Origin of the sequence: Vibrio sp. 10N.261.54.E10, from assembly GCF_002877735.2 — a bacterium.
In the GTDB taxonomy this organism is placed as follows: Bacteria; Pseudomonadota; Gammaproteobacteria; order Enterobacterales; family Vibrionaceae; genus Vibrio; species Vibrio crassostreae_C.
Genome location: NZ_MCXE02000002.1, coordinates 275,764 through 295,894 on the forward strand (window position 1 = coordinate 275,764; position 20,131 = coordinate 295,894).

The following is a 20,131-nucleotide window of genomic DNA, read 5'->3' on the forward strand; positions in this document are numbered from 1 at the left end:
GCCCATTGAGTTGGCTTTGGCTCGTTACCCTAATACGTTGTTAATGATTAGAAGTATATTCAGAAGCGACGTAATCTAGCTCCTTTTGGTCTGCGAGCATCTCAACTACAATTTCAGGTAGTGATGGAACCCCATGAAGAAAACCTTGTTGGTTAAAGCCGCCTAGAGCTTCCAGAAATGCACAGGTGTCTTTATTTTCAACACCCTCATAGATAATACGTGCGTTTTTTACCGAAACGAGCTTCTTAACTTCATCGATTTTTTGCATGTAATCAATGTTATGGCAAAGTCCCCATGTAATGGTTTTATCTATTTTTATCTCACTAATAGGCAGTTTGACAATACGTTCAATATTCGATGCTTCCATCCCAAAGTCATCTATAGAGATCTCAAAACCATTCAACCTTAGCCGTAAAATATTTGCCAACAATTCTTTTTCAATATTGCCTGAAAGCCCCTTTTCAGTCAGCTCTACAACGATAGTATGCTCAATACCTTGCTTATAGATCTCGAGTAGATTATCGACAACAGATTCATCAGTCAGTAAATTAGGATCGATATTAATTGAGAACCTCAACGATTTATCAAGTTCACTGAAGTGGAGATGATAATCCTGAATGAATTTATTTATCACGATATTGGTAAAAACCTTTTGCTTTCCTAGCTCTTCAATTACTGGCAAAAAATAGCTCGGTGGAAGTAAGGTCCCGTTTTCATCAGACCATCGTGACAACACTTCAAACCCCGAAATAACATTTATATCCGAAACAACTTGCGGCTGATAAACCAGATTGATGGGAAAATCGTCATCGATGATTGTTGCACGGTTACCAAAGCCAAGCTCGCTTTTGGTTATGGTTTCAACTTCAAGTGCTTTATCAACCAACTCACTTATTTGGTTAGCCCAAATAGGCTTTTCTAGTGAAGCGACAACATTTAACTCATAGAGCTTTCCAAGCATACTCACCGAGCTAACAATGGATTTATCCAAACCTGAAATAATGATTATTTTAGACTCAACATTTTGTTGCGACATCATACTCAAGAGTTCAAATCCATCGCCATTGGGCATCATGATGTCCATAATCACCAAATCAAATGATGCGTTTTGCATTTTGCTCATTGCATCGAACGCATTTTCTGCAAACTGTACAGATGTTTTTTTATTAGATAAAGAGACCGCATTTTTAATGACCTCTCTCGATAGTTCAACATCGTCAACAATCAATACTGTGTTATTCATTCTCTTCACCTTTATAGTTTGCAATAATATCCATCCAAGTGCGTTGTGATTTCATTTTCTTTGAATCCAAGTTCATGACCTTCATTGATCTATCGTTACTTCTTACACTTCGATACTCGCAGCCCAATGAAAAAAACAGATCAAAAATCCTTTTGCTTTTCAGTAGTATATAAAGCTCTTTATCTGGATTTAAGCTTTGTAAATACTTGTACGCCTCTCTGCCCATTGTGTCTGTAAATGACGAATAATGAGTGCAGTTAAAAGTAACAACTAAATGTGCTCTATCTTCTTTAGATACTAAGACTTGCTCCAAAAAATCTGCTGCAAGATTATAGTTAGCACTTAATAAGTGTCCGATTAATTGCCCATTAACCGTGACGAGCGTTAACTCTCCAGAATATTGATTTATTATTTTTTCAATAATTACCTTTCTACTCAGATCTAAATCTTCTAAATTACTGAGCATAACGTTATCCTCATATTCAAAGATGACATCAATTAACTTGGTAATCTTCCCAAGAAGGAATGAATTATTTGAGTTAATCACCGTAACTTCTGTTTGGACGTGCATGTTCATATCAATATAACCGTTATTATTAAATTTATTCGTTAACCCTGTGAGAACTGTTTGTGAGTCGTTTGCCTCCCAAACATCAAATATGTTGACTCCAATAAGGTCCAGTAACTCGTTTTGACGTTTTAAGTGGGGAGTTGTTACTCCTCTTTCCCAACGGCTTAGTGTCACAACGTCCAGGTTGTTAAAGTTAGAGTTACTTCTTTGAATCGCATCAACAAAATTAGTTTGAGACAAACCATTATTAACACGAAACGTACGTATAATATTTCCAAACATAGCTTTATTTTCTTATTCGTTATTGTGATTTAGCTTATTTTTAATTAAATACGAACAAAAGCTAAGGGCAAGCTGTGATTGAATAATTTGAAAATGCCCAGCTACTCTCAACACTTATTGGATGATAGTTATTTTCATAACAGTTTGGGCATTATCTTGATGACAATGCCCATAACTCTCAGAAAAACAGATGAAAATAATACATGAAGATCCGAAGATGGCTTACCCTCAGGTTATAGGTAGGAGTATTTAACTAAGTTAGCAAGTACCACCTGATAAAGCGCAATGAAGCTTTAGCTTTAGATCGCTCGGGTTGAGCGGTTTGGTTAGATAACACGAAAAGTATTGGTCCATTCGAGCCTCTTCTTGAATGGTAGCTCGTGCCGTAACGGCAATTATAGGTAACGATGGCTTACGCTTTCCCAACTCAGAAGCAAGCTCAATGCCATCCATAACCGGCATTGAAATATCCGTCAGTACAACATCAAAGTCATGTTCAGAAGCGAGTGCTAAAGCCTCCAAACCATCATTCGCGGTCATGCATTCACAACCTAGCTCGTTTAAGTGGAACTCTAGAATTTCTCGGTTGAACTCAACATCATCAACGATCAAGGCTTTTTTACTTGTGCAGTCTAAGCGCTCTCTAACGTTATATACCTGTTCAGCAACACCGTTAGAACACTCAAGAACATTCATAATTTCTTGAGCTGGGAGTGAGATAACAAAAGTACTACCGGTGCCGAGCACACTCTCAACACGCAACGAACCCTTCATTAACTCTACGATGGTTTTAGTTATCGCCAAGCCCAAGCCAAAACCAAACTGTTGGTCTTCTTGATTAACCTGTTCAAAGCCGTTAAACACCGCATCCAATTTATCTTGGGGAATACCGACTCCAGTATCGCTTACGGAGATATTGAATGCTCTATCGTCGGTTGAAACTTCTATTGTCACCCCTCCCTTGTTTGTAAACTTCAATGCGTTCGAAACTATATTATTGATTGCTTGCTTAATACGAAGCTCATCAATCATCAATGTTGTCGAAGCATCGACATTGCATATAATATCAAGCGACAATTGTTTAGACTCGCTAAGCGGAAAAAACGTATTTTCAATTTCGCGCATCAAACTCATTACTGACAGGCATTTAGGGTTTAATGAATAGCTTGCTGCTTTTACTCTTTCAAAATCCAATAGGTCATTCACAATGCCTAAAATAGTATTGCTCGCACTCGAAATACCGTTCAGCTGATGGCGATATTCGTCAAAGTTTTTGCTATGGCTTAGCATATGTGTATAACCAATAATCGCGTTCAGTGGCGTGCGAACCTCATGGGACACATTTGAAAGCAGCACCGATTTCTGTTTATTGGCCTCACTCGCCTCTTGCGCTGCTATCTCGTACAGCTTCGTTCGCTCTTCAACTTCATATTCAAGCCCTTCAATCAAATTTTGAATCTGGATCCCAGCCTCAGAATAAGCCTTTGAAAGCTGTTCAATTTCGTCTCCATTACTATAAACAGTATGTCTGGATTTATTAAAATCACGCTGCTTTAGATATTTAGCTTGTGCGATCAATTTAGAAATAGGTATCAGCATCTTATTCACCGCGATTGAGTTAATAGCTAAAAACAGACCAAGCAAAAGGATATAAGCAAAGAACAGGCGTTTGATCAACGAGTTATCACCAGATAAAACCAGCTCTTTGGTGGTCGCATAACTGGAACGAATCACATGCTCTGGCGTGACTAAAATCAACCTCCAACCGGTTTGACGGTTCTGAACAAAAGTGACATTGAAAACACCTTTTTCGCCACTTACCACAAAACTACCCAAGTAATGTGACATGATATGGCTTCCGACACTCTTTTGAATTTGTTCATCAAAAACACTTTCAGACATCAATTGGTCGACATTCTGTTGTAGATTCGACGCGATAAGCTTGCCGCTGTCGTCTACTAAGAAATAACGGTATTGGAATTCATCGATCATATTTTCAAAAGTCAGTGAACGAGAAAAATACTCTAAATCTAAATCAAATTTGAGTAACGCGTTATCCCAGTGCTCTGGACGGATATAAATGGCAAACTTAGTGACGTGCCCCACTTTAACTTCTTTCCCTATATAGAAATTCTTGTAGTGGATCATGCGACTAAAATCGACAGAAATAGAGCGGCTTACAATACCATTTTCGGTGATAGAGACTTCTTGGTTGCGTTCAGTGTCAATAAAAAGCACCTTTTTGATAAAAGGCTTACGCTCTGTGTTGATATAAGCCAGTTGTTTATTACGAAGTGCCTCGTTTTTCGATTCATTAACAAAATCATGAGCAAAATCAATCGCTACATGCTGCACTTCCTCAGTGATCAGCTCGACCTCTTTATCAAGGGTTACACTTTGAGCTTTCACAAAGGTAAGTAGAAGCTTTTTGTTATTTCCCGTAATGCTCTCCTTTATCTCTTCAAATTGGTTTTGTGAAGAAACCTGAACGATTTCGATAGCGGAGTACGTAAGCAACACCACAAATAGAACCAGTATTGTTGCGTTGGTGAAAATGATTTTATTTTTAAAAGACACGTTCATATCCTCCAACTTAAGCGTCAAAAAGTTGAATCATGGCGTTAGACACATCCATCAAAATCTTTTTTCCGGCACTTTCATTGATTACCGCGTCGTAGTGCTCCAATTTAAGACAAATTCTTGCAACCTCTGTAGCCCCGCAAGATAACGCAATGCCTTTCACTTTATGGGCGAGCGCTCGATTGGACTCACCTCCTTGAAGAATATCATCATTAACCTTGTGCAAACTTCTAATAGCAATCTGACGAAATCGAACGCCAATATCCGATTGAAAGTTACAACCCGTCGCCATTAAAAATACATTTGTGTCGATGCTATACATACCAATTTCTCCCGCCTTCGTGACCCCCCTTAATTTTGACCGTCTGTTACAAAACTGATATGGCAGATCGAGAATTTAAATAACCGGAATGCCCAATGGCATTGTCTGTTTTTTAACTTGGCTTATGCCATATTCACTGCTGGCTACATTTGGACAATAGATCACACTTTTTATGATTATCGAGTGAAAATAATGGCTCAACTTTTCAGACATACTTTTAGACGCTTGGAACAATTAGGTCGAGTGTCTATAAAACAAATATTTGGCGTAACGGCCTTCTATGTAGATCACGTTTTGCTCGTTCTACATAAAAGTGGGGAGCTGTACCTCAGAGGAACACCGGCACAAAAAGGCTACTTTATTAACAAGGGCTACCCCAAGGTGAATGCGAGCGTACTTGGAGTAAGTCAGAATGCGGATTATTACAAGTTGCCAGCAAACCCTTGGAGCAAGTATTCTTTGACTCTATGTGAAGCAGAAATCGCACTAGAGCAAATAAAGAGATCACGAAGCAGTTATATTTCTGCTCCCGAAAGGCTCAAAGACTTACCCAACATGCGATTCTCAACTGAGCAACTTCTTGAGAAAGCGGGTATAAACTCCATTGAGAAACTCAAAAACCTGGGCACGATTGGTGCTGTAGAGGCTATCCAACAGCATACCCACCATAAACCAACCATCGAGTTAGTTTGGTCGTTAGAGGGTGCAATCCAGGGTATACACCGTTCACAACTGCCGACGAACCTAAAAAATGCATTGCGCACCCAAGCTCAAAGTTATTGTTAGCCTATATTGTTTTAACGAAGCTTAGATTCTTGTTAAATCCAAATGCGGTCAATTTGATGCCGTGGCTATTCCTAGCTACGGCTCATTAGGCTAACCCGCTGTCCTTAAGTGATTTCACTCAAGTTTAACGTCTTTAAATTAGCCTCCCCTTTCATTTGATCGCCCACTCCGTTTTAATTTTCACTGCCAGCCTTTATTTTGGTTTCCTACTATTCCCTCTGCTACAAATTACCATTCAAGTTTTAATGCAACTGAATTTATAACTATTTATTTTACAACCTGCCCTATCGCTACCAAACTAGGCATATCAACACAACACTAATAAAAGGTGCCTAAATATGCGTTCATTAATCTTTATTTCAACAGCAGTATTAGCAACTCTTATCTCTTTTCAGTCGGCGGCCGCAAATGTCACTGTGCGTTGGACAGGGAAAGTACCGACTTCTGACTGCGCTTCAAACCCTATTAGCAATCAAGTCGCGTTCAACTCACAAAGCGAACGTTGTAAGGTTGAACTTAAACAAACTGAAATAACTAATACAAAAACAGCAAATAAAATGGTTTCGTTTGATGTGTGATATGAAAGGAAAACCCATTAAGTAGGCATAATAGCCAGATTAATATTCAACCTGACCTTGCATGTAATCGCAGCAAATAAATAATACGGGTATGATAATTAAACTGGCTGTTTGTTTATGCACTTAATCTTACATAAAGGGTCGCTAAGAATTTCGCTAGCCGACCACCCAACGATAAAACCCATCCAGCTCACACTCAGTGAATTTTTAGTTCTAAAAGAGTTACTCACTCATCAAGGGGAGCATTTAACCAAACACCATCTACTAAAAATGGGATGGCCCAATTCATTCGTCTGTGACAATGCATTGAATATGGTGATCATGTCTTTAAGAAAGAAGCTTCTTAGGCTCGGTGGATGGATAGAAATCAATACCATTTACAAGATAGGTTATAGTTTAAATAAAACTGACAAAATATGTGTTTTGCAGTGAATTTAAACACTCCCGTCGCTTTGTTTCCTAATTGGATCTCAGATAGAAACGGCCAGTATGGGTGATTATTAGGCTATTTCTATCGTTTTAGGCATACCTAACCCTGTGAGCTTATTCAACGCTTTAATCATGGCGTAGGTTTCACCAACCTGAGCATTATAGTTTCTTAAACTTAATCGCCCACCAAACAGTGTCTTTACACGGAACATAGCCGTCTCTGAAAGTGACCGTTTATGGTAACCGTACTTCTTTTTCCAATGTTTATTTGAGCCGTATAATTTCTGGCAAGCTACCGCCAGATTACGGGGGTGACCTCGTAACCAAAAAGCAGCACCTTCTCTCGGTGGAATAAGTGGAACAGCTTGTTTAATACGTATTGCTTCGTAGCATTGTCTTGTATCGTAAGCTCCATCACCAGATATCTCATTGATTCTACGACGAGTTTGATTCAGTAAATTAGGAAGAGCTTCACCGTCAGTGACATTCGATAAACTTAACTCAGCCGCAATGATTTCATGAGTGCCAGTGTCTACGGCTAAATGGAGCTTACGCCAAACTCGACGCTTCCCGTCAGTACCATGTTTTTTTACTTTCCATTCACCTTCACCGTAGACCTTTAGCCCTGTTGCATCAATGGCTAAATGCTGTATTGCGCCTCGGGTCTTTGTCTTGAATGACACATTAACCGTTTTGGCTCGTTTACTGATGCATGAATAATGAGGACATGACAACGGGAGTTGAGCGAGTTTGAAAACAGAATCGATGAATCCTTGTAACGCTCTCAACGGCATCGCGAATACTCGTTTAACCATGAGGGCGGTCGTAATGGCTAAGTCACTAAACAATCGAGGTCGACCTCGTTTACCTTGCTTGAGTTGCTTCCACTGTTGAATCGCTTCCTCATCAATCCAGAATGTCAGTGAACCACGATTGATTAGGGCTTGGTTATATTGTTTCCAGTTAGTTGTTCTGTAGCGAGGCTTTGGCATTGCTCTAAGTATGTGAGTGAACTTAGATGATCTGATCGTAGCTTTAAGCATTAGTTCCCTGATTTAGGAAACAAAGCCTTGTTGCTGACTAAGCTTGAGTTTTGTTTCAATATCCATATTAATCCTTACTGAGTTTAGAAAATAAACCGCTACCCTCTATAAAAAGAAAAAACGGCCCTGCGGGCCGCAAACTCTGAACGTTGAACCCTAAGAACCTGATACGCACGAAACGTAGAACGCAGTGGATGGGTTGCTGCTGCTGACGGTGCCAGAGCGGAGGTTCTTGCGGTAGTAGTTGGAACCACTAGCCGTCGACGACCAGTAGTAGCTGCCGGTCGCCCAACCCTTCGCGGTGTACATGTGATCAAAGTTATCAAAAAGACTCGTCAACTCATCTAGATTTGCTAAAGCCCAATCATCTCTCCCGTTAAGCTCAAGTGTATTATAATGTTCACAAAGGCTATGTGCTTCAGTAACACTAAACATTGCAAACGATCCTGAAGGACCATCATCAGGGATAATACCGTTGTAATTACTATAGCCAACAGCGTTTAAAAAGCTCTCACTTGGAGTACCGGTAAACAACTTTCCATCGCTTTCCGCAATTTTAACACAGGCACCCGCGGCGTTTTGTTGATCATCATCCCCAACTTGGCCACCACACAATAAGGCATGAAAGGTAACTTGGCTAATCGCATTAGTCTGTGTATTGGTTGTTGTGGTGTAAGATGACGCCACATCAAAGGTCATGGTCGTTGTTGGGGTTTGATAGTTTGTATCCCACTTTACCCGCACTTTTTGCTCACCTGATTCATCGGTTTGAGTCGTTTCCGCTTCAAGGATAGGAGTAACCATTTCTGCGGTGTCTGGGTGCTGTTCTGTACTTACCACTGAAATGACTGAGTAACCTTCTACTGGGTTGCTATTTTGATCGGTCAAGGTCGCAGTAACCTGGCCACCTTCCACTGACGTATAAGGTACCGTGTCAATCGTTGCTTCTGATGACACTGCAGCCGTCTTTTCATCACCAATAAACTTAACTTCATAGTCTTGAGTAATGCCACCCACATCAAGGGTTAATGTGACGGTTTCCGCTTTTAAACTGGTTAAGCGAAACTCGGCAATACCATAGCTGTCTGTGGTAACGTTATCGCTGTCCAATGTCACATTTGGGCTAGAGACAGAAGCCGTCACAAGGGTATCTGGTCTTACTTCTTGACCGAGTTTTAACTCAACAAATACAGAACCAACATCAACTCCATCCGCGACAACTTCCGTGCTTGAGGTAGGCAATACAGTAATTAAACCTTGCTTAACACATGTCACATAATAAGCCGATGTTGGATCGACATCGCCTGTAAGGGTGCTGCCATCTTTAAGATCCACCCACTTAACCAGATCTGCTCCGTCATCATAAGCGAGGTATTGCGCTTTAACAGGCCAGTTATGTAACGCCTGAACATCGGTATCAGTGGCCATCAGCTTAAGTTGATCAAACGTCGGCACTGAACCACCGATGGTGTCGCAGTATGCTACGGCCGACGGATAACGAAAACCAGCCATATCAATCGCTGGGCTGTAGCCATCATCGTTCAGTTTTATATCATAAGGCGAGCCTTGCCCGGCTGCATCAAGTGCGGTGGGTGGTCCAATATAGAGATCCAACAAATGAGAAATGTCGTCCCATTTTGATGACTGATTAGGATCGGTCACTTCAACACGAATCAAACCCATGTCATACACTCCATTATGATCACTAACCGCAAAACTAATATAGTGGTAACCTGGTTGTGACGCTTGAAAGACGATCGTTTTATTCTGAGTGTCCAGTGGATCTTTAGGTACCGCTTTTGCGTTAAACGATTCAACATACACCAATTGATAATCATCACTATCGTCCGAGGAAACAAAGCCGCTGATGTCGATTTCTTCATCGGTCAATACGTTGACAACAACTGGATATACAATATTATCGTCAATCGTAAAACCTTGGTTAGCTTCGTAGCCCACCGCAACATCTAAAACCCCCATCAGCACAAGGCCATTAACCGAGTCTTCTAACGTATAAAGAACACGGTCAATGCCGGTAAAACCTGACGGCGGGGTATAATCCATAGTCTGGTCATCTGTACTATTTATTTGAACTGAGCTCGAGCGACCGTACGGTAGTGTAAGCTCCGTTAATACAAACTCGTCACCTAACGTAAAGCCGACTTTCTCCAATTCGTCCTTCAGTAAAACACTCACATCTTCATTAATCAGTGTTGTTGCACTTACTGGAACCAGTTCGGTTGAGCTAGGATTACTACTTACCGCAATGCGCGTAACCGCAGAACTCGAACCTTCTGAGCTACTACTATCACTCATTGGCGCTTCAGCCATACGGCTCATTGGCGACAATGTTTTAGGAGTCACATGATATCGATAGTCACACACCTTGGTATCAAAGGCCTGAATTACAAACCCTGTTTCCGTCATACTTTCTACTTGGCAGCTATCATCATTAGACAAGACCTCGACTTCACTCAGCGCAAAGCCACCACCCGTTGATGAAAATACCTTTGACGACAGGTCAACCTCGAACGATTCAGCATAGCCAGTCGAGTAGGTAGCATTTTGAGCGGAAAGCGTCGCGCTTTGAGTATTAGGGGAAACACTTGCTGAGCTTCCTTCACTGCCCTCTCCACCACACCCAAAAAGGGTAAGCGTAGTAGCGACGACAAAACCCAGGGGAATGCTTCCTCCTGGCTTATTGCTTAAAAGGTTCATATTACTTCTCTTTACTTTTTATTGATTTCAAAATTGATTTTATGATTTGTATTTAATGTTGTATTGGGCATTTACACTTTGCTGATAACAGTGATGCCATGTAGGCTAAAATTAGCACTGAACATGGGTAATGAATGCTGATCGTCCTTGATTAGCATTAATCATTGAAGGCCTATAATTATGTCTATTTTCAGCGTTCCTATTACTGAATAGGCAGTTGCATCTCTTTAGAGTATTTTTTATCGTAAGATGTTACGGTTACATTAAGTTGTTCACTTTGCGTATATTCCGCAAGAGAAAACGTTTTATCCCGACCAGATACAACAGTGAATTTTTGTTTGCATTGCGTATTTTTTTCTGTTGTACATGAGTTAACATAAACATCAATTAGCGTATTACTATTATTATCGATGCGTAAATTCTCGCCCTGATTGTAAATCTTATAATCAAAACTTGGCTTTGTCGTAGGCAGAATATAAACCGGTGAAAAACCATAGTTTATCTCGACACCGTGAATTTTCTCTCCCTCTTCTTTATAACGACTAGGAGTAAATGGCAGCATAAACATCAAATCTTTGCTGTTATCGCAAGACGTGTTGTGACATAAGCTACGAACACCCACGTCTTTCTCTTCACCAGGTCTTAAAACTAATCTTGGGTGCGTAAGAGATATTTTCCAATCATCTAGATTGTTTCTTGTATAACTATTACGAACGATTTTGTCGCCATCAATAAACTGAATTTCTTGTACTTTTCCATTAACAAAAATCGGGTGAGACTCATCATTAATAAGTGTCACGACACCATTGCCCTTTTTATCCGCGACGACAATCATCTTGTCGACATTAAAAGCATTGGCAGCAGTAGAAGTCATTGCTGAACAAATTGCGAATACTGTTAATAGATTATATTTAATTTTCATATTTCTCTCTACTAAAAATAATAAATTTTAGGATACTACTCGTCTATTTTGCTCAGCGCGTATATAACACCAAGCGCGAAAAGAATGAGTACATACATGTTTAAAATATTTGGTCCGATCATTACTCCGCTCTCTTATATTTGACCTTCATGCATATAATTGAGGTATTAGTTTTCATATTTACGAGCCCAAACGATAAAGGTGAGTAGCTCGATTGGTGAACAGTATCGCGCGTTCAGGTTTGAAGGTATTGGGCACTCTTGAATTTCAAAAACGCAAGATGCGAGATAGCTAAACAAGTGTAGATATCATTTACATTGGCGAGATACTCTCTGCTACAAACAAAGAAACACTGCCAAAAAATTGGCAGTGTTTCTGTTTCAAGGAAGGCAATTTAATCTAAACAGCTAACTTTCGGGTAAAGTATTTTCTCTTCAGGGTAAATCAAATTCAAATCACGATTATTAAGATTTGGATTTGCTTCGACTAATTCATCAAGTGAGCTATCAAATGCTCTTGCAATTCGGAGCAAATAGTCGCCAGGAACCACTCGGTATTCAACTAAACGCTGCTGACACGATGGCGCCTTCTTAATTGGGACAATAGACGCCAATTGGGTTTTCGGCCTTGATACTTGGGTCGACTCTTCAACAAGCTGGTCAACATTGGGCCTTGGGTTAATATCTGAAAGGCCTTCTGCGGCTTCATTGCTTGAAAAACGATAAACCAACAGTGCATTAAATGCGTATAGATCGTCTTGTTGACGAGCTAAATCAAAGACGCCTTGGTAACCAAGGTCGGCGCTCCAATTTTTACTCAATTGGTATTTAAGACCAAGCGATGCCGTAAAATTGGTGTCGTCACTAGAAAACGCGCCCCCGACTCCTGCATACAAGGAGGCAAATTCACTGACGGGTAGCAATAAGTCGGTTTCAACCATTACCGCACGTAAACTATCTATTTCCGAATCAGAAAAAGCAGAATAATCAGCATAGCCAAGTTCAAATAGTACGTTTTCACTAATGTTATATCCAACCGCCGCCTTATAACCAAGTGCTTCAGTCTGTCCCATGTTGTCATCAAATGCAGAAAACGTCATGCCACCACTCATCTGGATAGGCAGCTCCTCTGCTGATACACTTATGGATAAGAACACAGCGATAATCGATGACATTAAGTTCATTTTTTTCATCTTAAATACCAGGCTCCAACATGATCGTTACTTCATCAAAATAATCTCCGGAAACAGCAGAACTGCCCTCAATATCGTAATCAAAGTCTAAAGTAAAGTTAATACTTGTTTGCACTCCAGCTCCTTCTGAAATAGCCGTTGTTTGATGCATTAATTGTCCTTCATCAACTAAGTTACCAGAGCTGCACTGATCGCAATGAATGCTGTAAGGAATAACCACACCAGGGTTACTTGAATTAACCAATTCGTATGACTGTAAGGGCATTGTTAAAACAATTCCGTCATTAAAATAGCCGTTCGCTGTAATATCAAATGACGTTGTCGATGTTATTCTTTTGCCAATTGTGTCGTAGACTGGCGTCATGACACCATCTCCACTTACAAAAACACTGTCGAGTTGAACAGGCTGATAATCAAATGAAAACAACATCACTTCATTGATGTTGCGATAAGTCATAATGCCGTCATTTTCATAGTAGTAACGAATATTTACCGGCACTGAAGCTGAATATTGCCCCTCTGGTAGCCCACTTAATGCCGACACTATTTCACTTTCGTTAATATCGAAAATAGGTCTCAGGAAAATAAATGGGCTCGATTTTTGTTTATTAATTAATCGAACAGACGAAACACAGTTTGGACCTTCAACAGTCACAATCGGTAGTGACACTTCATCAAATGAGCACCCACCACCTACCGTATTCGCTGACTGGGCAAATTCAATTCCAGTAGTATTGTATTGAACGCCCGATATATCGATCGATATTGACGGTGAAGTATTCCCATTTCCCCCAATTAAAGTCATCTCTGTTGGAGGTGTACCCGAAAATGTCGCGGCCGCCCAAGCTTCTGAAGCCTGCAACATAGGAGGAGTTTCCCACGTACTTGGCAGCATTTTGCCATTGTAACGTGTCACATTGTCCCAACGAACACCACCAGCCTTCACTTCCGCGCGAACTTCAAACGCAGCTTGAGCCATGCTTGTCGTCATTAATGCAATAAACGCTACAATATATAGGATAGGTCTAGGCATTATATTTTACCTCTCGTCACCATTTCTTTCTTTGAATAGCTTCTGTCGTGAGATGTCACGGTAATGGTCAACTCGTTATTTCGCATAGTTTCGGTTAAAGGGAACGTCTTATTCCTTCCCGATACAACCGTAAATTTTTGTTTGCATTGGGCTTTGTTTTCAGCAACACATGCATCTACAAAAAAATTGAGCATGGTATTACTTTTATTTTCGACTCTAAGGCTATCACCGTTGTTGGTTAATTCGTAAGAATAATTCGGTTGTGTTGTAGGAATAATATAAACAGGTGCGAATCCGTAATTAATTTCCACACCACTCACTACTTCACCAGGTCTGTATTTACTTGGAGAAAAAGACAGCATAAACATCAAATCTTTTGAATTATCGCATGCAGCGTTGTGGCATAAACTACGTATGCCAATGTCTTTCTCTTCACCAGGGTTCAAAACTACCTTCTGGTGCGTTAATGACACCTTCCAATCGTTTAAGTTGTCTCTTGTATATTGTTTTTTTTCTACCTGTTCTCCATCAATAATATTTATTTCATCCACCTTTGCTTGGATAAAAATTGGGTGAGACTCGTCGTTGGTTAACGTAACGATACCGTTCCCTTTATCATCAGAGACAATAACCATTTTATCTACCGTAAAAGCTTGTACACTTATAGATAACAATATAGCGGTGAGTGATACTAAATTTAGTAGAACTTTATTGGATTTCATTTCCCACTCCTTAATTAACTTGTGCGACTGGGTATGTAATGGCGTTGGTGCGATAAAGTCGTTTTGCCAACAGTTTTAACTGATCGATATCTCTTTTATGAAGCGCTATTGTTTCCGCCATGTTTATAGATTCATGCGCTATATAAATTGCCTTAAACGAACCCACTTCTTTCTGAATAATTCGATAACCGTGTAATTCGAGCTTTTTAAGCGCTTTATTCAGTTCAATCGAGCTTTCGTATGCACCTAAATACATCGCTTGTAGTCGTTCACCTGCATCAATCAAATCTATCTGCTTTTCTTGAGCTATTGGCAAACAATAGTTTTGACCAAAGTTCATCTGATTTGTTGAAGTAAATTCATAAGGCAGTAAGCATTGGCTTTCTTTCGCTGACAATTCAAAGTTCATGCCTTCCAATACGGTTACTCTATAAACACCGTCGGCCATTTCATTGACTTCAATACAACCTTCTCCATGACACTTCACTTCTGTAATCGGCTGTTCTGATATGTCATTAAAGGCGCTAACAAACGAAACGACGCGACTAACTCTTGGCTCAATAGAAGCAACCGTACCTGGGTGTGTAAACACGGTTACGTTACTATCACCAGAGTTGTAAAGATCAACGCTCTCTGAATCAAATTTCGCACGATATTGACTATAGTCTTCCAAAGGCACAACGGTTTCATCGTTATATACGATGAACTTACTGTTGTTTCGCCCTTCTTTTTTAAGAGAGAAGTAACCTTTTTCATCAAACGTCTGCTCTGTATTCTGCGACTGATGAATATCGACAAGCGTATAAGACGTTGCCGCTTTATCGGTAATATAAACGCCGTCTGTCGTCACGATTTGAGTGCTAGACAAGCCAGCATTGATACCACTCGTGCCATTGGTGGACGTATGGGCGGAGGCATTCATTCGAGCGTATTTAGTCGTGCCACTGGTCGCCAATAACGCATCTTGATACATATCATCCTGTTGTCGATCGTAGGTGTTACTCACCTCAAGCGACGTATTAAAGGAGTCTGAGTCAATTAACTGATTTCGTCTTACTGTTGTTTTAAATTGATTAATGTCATCACTATCACTCGTCAGGCCCACGATAGTTTCTACTGTGTCTGACAACGGGACACTCCATAACAAATTAACTGATATGTCGTCCGTCGCCTCAGAGTAATCGACGTTAATATTAACTCGAGAATCTAAAACTGTGGGCGTGCTGTAACCAACGGAAATAAACTGCTGTTCCTGTTCATCCGAGTTACCTAAATTGTCTAACTGCTTGTCGTTATTAAGCGAGTAAACCGCATACATAGATTGTCCACCGCGGAAGCTGTACGAAGAATTCAACGATAGACGTGAATAATCGGCATATCCGTACATATAAGAAGCAACTGGATCACCAAGTTCATTATCGAGAGACTCATAAGATAGACTTAAATAAGGGATACCGATATTAGCATTAAAGTGAGATGCGTCTTCGAATTGGCTGTACACAGCTTCAGTACTCAAATCCCAATCAATCAGATTGTATGCACCACCAACGGTGTACATAGTGCCACTGTCCGTGACCAAGCCGCCCAAGCCTACTTGCAACGAACGGGTGAGTTGGTAGTTAGCTAATGCCTTGCCATAAACATCGTCTTCAATATTTTTAATGCCATGTTCCGTGTAGTCGTAATGGCTTCCTGAAAACATACCCGCAGTGGCAACGAAATCCACTTCCCCCTGAGTCAGAGAGTCACCTTTGGTGTTATATACTTGATAAGTCTGGGTATTAACAACTTGCCCACCACTTGTCACCTCAAGTACAGCTTCATAGCGACCAGATGGTAACTTGCTGTAAGGAATTGAGTTCTGCCCTTCTGGTACGTTATCTTGAAAAATCAATCGACCATCACGAAGAACTTGTACACCGCCACTTGTTGGCGCATAAAAGCTCAATACTTTGTCGTTATTATGTCCGCCTACGAGCAACTTTTTAGAGGTACCTACCGTGAGCGAGTTTTGAGCAACTCGAGCGGTGTTATTCAGGAAGTCAGTTGAGTTAACCTCTGGCTCAAATTCAAAATGACCCGCTTTTATTGAGTAAGAATCGATATCTAAATGATATGCCGCTTCATACAATTCAGAACCGTTATCACTGTTGTTGGCATTGAAATCAGTTTTGAGGTATCCGTAAGGTAGCCCCAGTGTCGTTTCATTATTTAAAGAAACGATTGAGTCTTGATCTTGATATTCACTCACGTACAGATCAAATGAATTGATTAACCCATTGTGTTGACTCAGAGACGAGTGGTATACCAGTTCTTTATCGAGATTCGAGTATGACAACACCTGTGGAGATACAAAAAGATAGACTTCTTGATCGTTATAGTTATGAACGATCTCAAACGTTTCTGGGTACAACTCACACTCATCGAGCTTACCTAAACACTCAGACTGATCTTGTATGCCAACCATTAATTGATCTATGATCTTCTGCTGGTACTCAGCCGACACTGTATTATCATTTAAATAGTCAGATACCTGTGCGATCGCTTTTTTATTATTCGAGTCTAATTTTAACGTGTTAAACGACGTTAAAAATGGGATCGGTGAAGTAAGGGAACCATCTAAGTTACGTATACGGACTGTTGACTCTTTCAATTCAAACAGTTCTTCAAAACCTTCAAGAACATTTTGACTATAACTTGAATACGAATACACAGGCAATAACACTAAAATTGCCATTGTTATGAGTTTGAACCTGAACATTATATATCTACCTCTATATTGAACTCTATCTCACCATTACACCTCTCCGCTTGGCCCGCTGTGATGATATCTTTAAATGACTGAAAACTTAATATAATGTCATGCTCACTATACTTATTGTCGCCATCATTTAAATTGAAATTTGAAAAAGAGACGGATTCACCCTCTGACAAACTTATCCCGTCAATCGTTAATGTAACGAAATCATCCTGAACATTGCTCACTCCAGAGTAGTCCGTACAAATTGACGTATTTTTTGTTAACGTTGAAATATAAGGAATATCCGAAGACTCAAAAGGTATATCTGTTTCAATTCTTAATGTGGTATTAACATCATCAAATTTTGTTTTGTCTTGATTTGACGTCAACTCCAGAACTGCCGGAATAAATTCAACAGAATTAATTGAATTTGTATAAAGTTTGCCTACATCGAGGCTCGTAGTAATGTAAAGCACTTTGAAATCGGCGTTGGCATTCATACTCATGAAAGCCAATAGTATTAAAACTTTTTTCATATTGACTACCATCGTAGAGAAATAAGGCTCGTAATTACTACGAGCCTTTGAATCGGGAATTTTCTACAAATTAAACAAGGTCAGCCATAACCGTTACTGATGCTTGAACAGTAGTTCCACCTACTTCAGATTCAGGTAATACAGCAGTCTGCTTAACTTTAGTTGAAATAGTTTCTTCACCAGAAACAACATCACCAACGGCTACTGGTGCACCATTTACATTAATCTCAACAGCTTGAGATGGGTTTGCCACACCGTCAAAAGCTACTGATGCATCAACTAGAGTCCAGTTAGCTGAAGCTAATGCACCAACAACAGGAGTAACAGCATCACCATCATTTAAGTGAGACTCAAGTACGATAGTATCTGATTCAAACACACCGTCTGTGCTTGGAGTGATAGTACCGTTAAGCGCTGTTGTATCACCTCCTAGGCCAGTGATGATAAGTGCATCTGATGCGTTAGTTACTGGAACAGTGCCACTCCATACAACAGTAGCATTTGAAGATGCGTTAGCACCTGCACTTACTGCCATACCCATAAGAAGAACTGATGCTAGTGCGCTTTTTTTGAAGTTAAACATTTTACTTTCCTTTAAAGATTAAATATTTCATAAATTAGTAATCCCGCTCCTGCGTTTAAATTTGTTAACGCTCATCGGTGACAGGACGAAATAAATTATGCGGAACACTGGAAAAGAAATATTGGGCATTTGAAAATTCCATTTGCCGAAAATGCCGATTCGATAAAACCATCAACAGTAAAGCTAGTAATACCTACCTTCGTTTTATCTACATCTATAATAAAAACCTGCCCGATAAGCTATAGTTTAAATTCTAATAAAAGAAGATTGAATTACATAAGCAATCGAACAATACTTACCATAATAGAGATTATCGAGGACAAAGAATGCCACTCACGTTTGCACACTTCTTAGAACAAGCCAGAAAGGAGCGAGGTTTAACACAGCAGGAGATGCTTGAGTTACTGCTTGAGGCCGACCCGACATTGTCTAAGCTCGACCTCAGGGCAAGATTACGAAGCCCCTTGCCCTGCAAGGACTTGCGAAAGGTAAGCGTTATTGCGGTTCGCTTTTTTCTGCTTTCTTTTGATCCCTGCTTTGAAGCTGATTTCTTCCGTCAGCAGATTTAAAGCTATATGTCTTATAACTGCTAAATTCTCACCGGCTTGCTCTCGACGTATCCGACATTCATCTTCTTTAAAACCAACGTCTAATCGCCAGTGCATCTGATTTTCAATGCTCCAATGTGCTCGCGTGCTCTCTAGTAAAGCTTTAGCCGTTAGTTTTGCTGAGCTTATGTAGTGCTTGATTTGCATTGTTTCTGCTGGCTTATCACCTTCTTGACGAATTGAAACGACCATACCAATTGTGGAGAGTTCAGCCCAATCAAACGCTATATAGCCTAAGAAATCTGTATTGTGAACAACCATACTCAAACGCGTTTCTGTACGACCATGCCCTTTCTCTTGAGTGACGTATTTATCACCTTCAAAACTATTAATCATACTAGAATTAAACACTTGGCTAATCGCTTGCTCCAATCGTTTTTGATTACCTTTTACCGCTAAGAGATAATCTGCATCTTGAGCGACTATCTTTTCAGCTATATCCTTCTGGCATCCCATAGCATCAATAGTCACTAAACAATCTCGCAAGGAAAGCATTTCAAGCAGTTCAGGGATCGCTTTTATTTCATTGCTTTTATCCGCAGTCTTCACTTGTCCTAGTACAACTTGGTTTGCTGCACTAAAGGCACTAACCATATGGATTGCACCACAACGCTTGTCTTTGTTGTATGTGCCTCTGAGAGTTTTGCCGTCGATAGCAATCACTTCACCCTCTGTCGTCTCATGACAGTCTTTCATCCACGCAGTAAAGCATCGTTGCAGTTGCTTGGCGGAAATAAGATTGATAACTCGGGCAATGGTATCGTGTACTGGTATGCCTTGTTTGAAATCACCATACTGCCTAAGCCATTCCAAGTTATCTTCACCAAAATCTTCAATATCCTCCCAACCTTCAGCACCAGCAATCACTGCTGCAATTGTTAAGAAGATAATGTCGGTTAGCGTGTGCTCTATTTTCCAAGCTTGGCGAGGGTCTCGAATAACTGAAATATGGTCCAAAAGGCTTAATCCATTCATTATGGCTAAATATCTGCTGTTAAAAAACAGTATATGATCACACCTAAATCTGATCATCAAATCGATCTTGAATGTATTGAATTTGTTGTGACTTCAGTGTACAAATTAGTGGAAACATCACTTCACGCTACCCCTTATTCCATATGGGTTTTTCATGATCTTGCCCTGGGGTATTCCCTTTATGAATCAAACTCAGATTGTGAATTGATTAACAAAGGAAAGAGTTTACCGTTTGGAGGAGTAAAGGTTTATGGCAAGCATTTTCGAT

17 protein-coding genes are annotated in these 20,131 nt (G+C 40.1%); 3 read left to right on the forward strand and 14 right to left on the reverse strand.

Annotation, left to right across the window (positions count from 1 at the left end; translation table 11 throughout):
* Nucleotides 1–40 precede the first annotated feature (40 nt).
* The 4 genes from BCU07_RS12495 to BCU07_RS12510 all read right to left on the reverse strand — a co-directional run bounded on the left by BCU07_RS12495 (nucleotide 41) and on the right by BCU07_RS12510 (nucleotide 4,998).
* Nucleotides 41–1,243, reverse strand: coding sequence for an EAL domain-containing protein (locus tag BCU07_RS12495; protein ID WP_102428216.1), 1,203 nt, complete (start codon nucleotides 1,241–1,243; stop codon nucleotides 41–43).
* Complete coding sequence (locus BCU07_RS12500; RefSeq protein WP_102333684.1) at nucleotides 1,236–2,096, reverse strand: helix-turn-helix transcriptional regulator; 861 nt, start codon at nucleotides 2,094–2,096, stop codon at nucleotides 1,236–1,238. The genes BCU07_RS12495 and BCU07_RS12500 overlap by 8 nt, the downstream gene beginning before the upstream one ends.
* A 258-nt stretch (nucleotides 2,097–2,354) precedes the next feature.
* Entirely contained in the window at nucleotides 2,355–4,679 is a 2,325-nt protein-coding gene (locus BCU07_RS12505) for an ATP-binding protein (protein ID WP_102428215.1), read from the reverse strand.
* 10 nt (nucleotides 4,680–4,689) lie between these two features.
* The gene (locus BCU07_RS12510; RefSeq protein ID WP_017061719.1) at nucleotides 4,690–4,998 is read right to left on the reverse strand and encodes an Hpt domain-containing protein; all 309 of its coding nucleotides are present in this window, start codon (nucleotides 4,996–4,998) and stop codon (nucleotides 4,690–4,692) included.
* Between the two features lie 192 nt (nucleotides 4,999–5,190).
* Between BCU07_RS12510 and BCU07_RS12515 the strand changes: the two genes are divergently transcribed.
* From BCU07_RS12515 to BCU07_RS12525, 3 genes are all read left to right on the forward strand, one after another.
* Nucleotides 5,191–5,784, forward strand: coding sequence for a TfoX/Sxy family DNA transformation protein (locus BCU07_RS12515; RefSeq protein WP_065583723.1), 594 nt, complete (start codon nucleotides 5,191–5,193; stop codon nucleotides 5,782–5,784).
* A gap of 338 nt (nucleotides 5,785–6,122) precedes the next feature.
* Complete coding sequence (locus BCU07_RS12520; RefSeq protein ID WP_017061717.1) at nucleotides 6,123–6,362, forward strand: hypothetical protein; 240 nt, start codon at nucleotides 6,123–6,125, stop codon at nucleotides 6,360–6,362.
* A gap of 117 nt (nucleotides 6,363–6,479) precedes the next feature.
* Nucleotides 6,480–6,794, forward strand: coding sequence for a winged helix-turn-helix domain-containing protein (locus tag BCU07_RS12525; RefSeq protein WP_017061716.1), 315 nt, complete (start codon nucleotides 6,480–6,482; stop codon nucleotides 6,792–6,794).
* A gap of 68 nt (nucleotides 6,795–6,862) precedes the next feature.
* Here BCU07_RS12525 and BCU07_RS12530 read toward each other — a convergent pair whose 3' ends face one another.
* The 10 genes from BCU07_RS12530 to BCU07_RS12575 all read right to left on the reverse strand — a co-directional run bounded on the left by BCU07_RS12530 (nucleotide 6,863) and on the right by BCU07_RS12575 (nucleotide 19,863).
* Nucleotides 6,863–7,783 (reverse strand): IS5 family transposase, encoded by a 921-nt coding sequence (locus tag BCU07_RS12530; RefSeq protein ID WP_029236538.1) that lies wholly within the window; start codon nucleotides 7,781–7,783, stop codon nucleotides 6,863–6,865.
* A 207-nt stretch (nucleotides 7,784–7,990) separates the two neighbouring features.
* Nucleotides 7,991–10,552, reverse strand: a complete 2,562-nt coding sequence (locus tag BCU07_RS12535) for an Ig-like domain-containing protein (protein ID WP_102428214.1) — start codon at nucleotides 10,550–10,552, stop codon at nucleotides 7,991–7,993.
* Nucleotides 10,553–10,754: 202 nt separating this feature from the next.
* Nucleotides 10,755–11,474 carry a hypothetical protein gene (locus BCU07_RS12540; RefSeq protein WP_065583727.1) on the reverse strand — a complete coding sequence of 240 codons (720 nt, stop codon included), beginning with the start codon at nucleotides 11,472–11,474 and terminating at the stop codon, nucleotides 10,755–10,757.
* Between the two features lie 394 nt (nucleotides 11,475–11,868).
* Nucleotides 11,869–12,666 (reverse strand): outer membrane beta-barrel protein, encoded by a 798-nt coding sequence (locus BCU07_RS12545; protein WP_102332842.1) that lies wholly within the window; start codon nucleotides 12,664–12,666, stop codon nucleotides 11,869–11,871.
* Nucleotide 12,667: 1 nt separating this feature from the next.
* Nucleotides 12,668–13,699 carry a hypothetical protein gene (locus BCU07_RS12550; RefSeq protein WP_102428213.1) on the reverse strand — a complete coding sequence of 344 codons (1,032 nt, stop codon included), beginning with the start codon at nucleotides 13,697–13,699 and terminating at the stop codon, nucleotides 12,668–12,670.
* On the reverse strand, nucleotides 13,699–14,421 hold the full coding sequence (locus BCU07_RS12555) for a hypothetical protein (RefSeq protein WP_102321099.1): 723 nt from the start codon (nucleotides 14,419–14,421) through the stop codon (nucleotides 13,699–13,701). Before BCU07_RS12555 ends, BCU07_RS12550 begins: the two co-directional genes overlap by 1 nt.
* A gap of 10 nt (nucleotides 14,422–14,431) precedes the next feature.
* Nucleotides 14,432–17,182: a TcfC E-set like domain-containing protein gene (locus tag BCU07_RS12560; RefSeq protein ID WP_102332845.1), complete on the reverse strand. Its 2,751-nt coding sequence runs from the start codon at nucleotides 17,180–17,182 to the stop codon at nucleotides 14,432–14,434.
* On the reverse strand, nucleotides 17,182–17,697 hold the full coding sequence (locus tag BCU07_RS12565; RefSeq protein WP_065583732.1) for a hypothetical protein: 516 nt from the start codon (nucleotides 17,695–17,697) through the stop codon (nucleotides 17,182–17,184). The genes BCU07_RS12560 and BCU07_RS12565 overlap by 1 nt, the downstream gene beginning before the upstream one ends.
* Nucleotides 17,698–17,767: 70 nt before the next feature.
* Complete coding sequence (locus BCU07_RS12570) at nucleotides 17,768–18,280, reverse strand: hypothetical protein (protein WP_065583733.1); 513 nt, start codon at nucleotides 18,278–18,280, stop codon at nucleotides 17,768–17,770.
* A 452-nt stretch (nucleotides 18,281–18,732) separates the two neighbouring features.
* A complete protein-coding gene (locus tag BCU07_RS12575) occupies nucleotides 18,733–19,863 on the reverse strand; it encodes an ISAs1 family transposase (RefSeq protein WP_102332848.1) in 1,131 nt (376 codons plus the stop codon).
* Nucleotides 19,864–20,131 lie beyond the last annotated feature (268 nt).

Bases quoted from the DNA above. Each gene is read 5' to 3' on its own strand.
- BCU07_RS12560 (WP_102332845.1), bottom strand. From the start codon at position 17,182: ATGTTCAGGTTCAAACTCATAACAATGGCAATTTTAGTGTTATTGCCT.
- BCU07_RS12525 (WP_017061716.1), top strand. From the start codon at position 6,480: ATGCACTTAATCTTACATAAAGGGTCGCTAAGAATTTCGCTAGCCGAC.
- BCU07_RS12570 (WP_065583733.1), bottom strand. From the start codon at position 18,280: ATGTTTAACTTCAAAAAAAGCGCACTAGCATCAGTTCTTCTTATGGGT.
- BCU07_RS12545 (WP_102332842.1), bottom strand. From the start codon at position 12,666: ATGAAAAAAATGAACTTAATGTCATCGATTATCGCTGTGTTCTTATCC.
- BCU07_RS12500 (WP_102333684.1), bottom strand. From the start codon at position 2,096: ATGTTTGGAAATATTATACGTACGTTTCGTGTTAATAATGGTTTGTCT.
- BCU07_RS12505 (WP_102428215.1), bottom strand. From the start codon at position 4,679: ATGAACGTGTCTTTTAAAAATAAAATCATTTTCACCAACGCAACAATA.
- BCU07_RS12515 (WP_065583723.1), top strand. From the start codon at position 5,191: ATGGCTCAACTTTTCAGACATACTTTTAGACGCTTGGAACAATTAGGT.
- BCU07_RS12550 (WP_102428213.1), bottom strand. From the start codon at position 13,699: ATGCCTAGACCTATCCTATATATTGTAGCGTTTATTGCATTAATGACG.
- BCU07_RS12555 (WP_102321099.1), bottom strand. From the start codon at position 14,421: ATGAAATCCAATAAAGTTCTACTAAATTTAGTATCACTCACCGCTATA.
- BCU07_RS12540 (WP_065583727.1), bottom strand. From the start codon at position 11,474: ATGAAAATTAAATATAATCTATTAACAGTATTCGCAATTTGTTCAGCA.
- BCU07_RS12520 (WP_017061717.1), top strand. From the start codon at position 6,123: ATGCGTTCATTAATCTTTATTTCAACAGCAGTATTAGCAACTCTTATC.
- BCU07_RS12530 (WP_029236538.1), bottom strand. From the start codon at position 7,783: ATGCCAAAGCCTCGCTACAGAACAACTAACTGGAAACAATATAACCAA.
- BCU07_RS12510 (WP_017061719.1), bottom strand. From the start codon at position 4,998: ATGTATAGCATCGACACAAATGTATTTTTAATGGCGACGGGTTGTAAC.
- BCU07_RS12565 (WP_065583732.1), bottom strand. From the start codon at position 17,697: ATGAAAAAAGTTTTAATACTATTGGCTTTCATGAGTATGAATGCCAAC.
- BCU07_RS12535 (WP_102428214.1), bottom strand. From the start codon at position 10,552: ATGAACCTTTTAAGCAATAAGCCAGGAGGAAGCATTCCCCTGGGTTTT.
- BCU07_RS12575 (WP_102332848.1), bottom strand. From the start codon at position 19,863: ATGAATGGATTAAGCCTTTTGGACCATATTTCAGTTATTCGAGACCCT.
- BCU07_RS12495 (WP_102428216.1), bottom strand. From the start codon at position 1,243: ATGAATAACACAGTATTGATTGTTGACGATGTTGAACTATCGAGAGAG.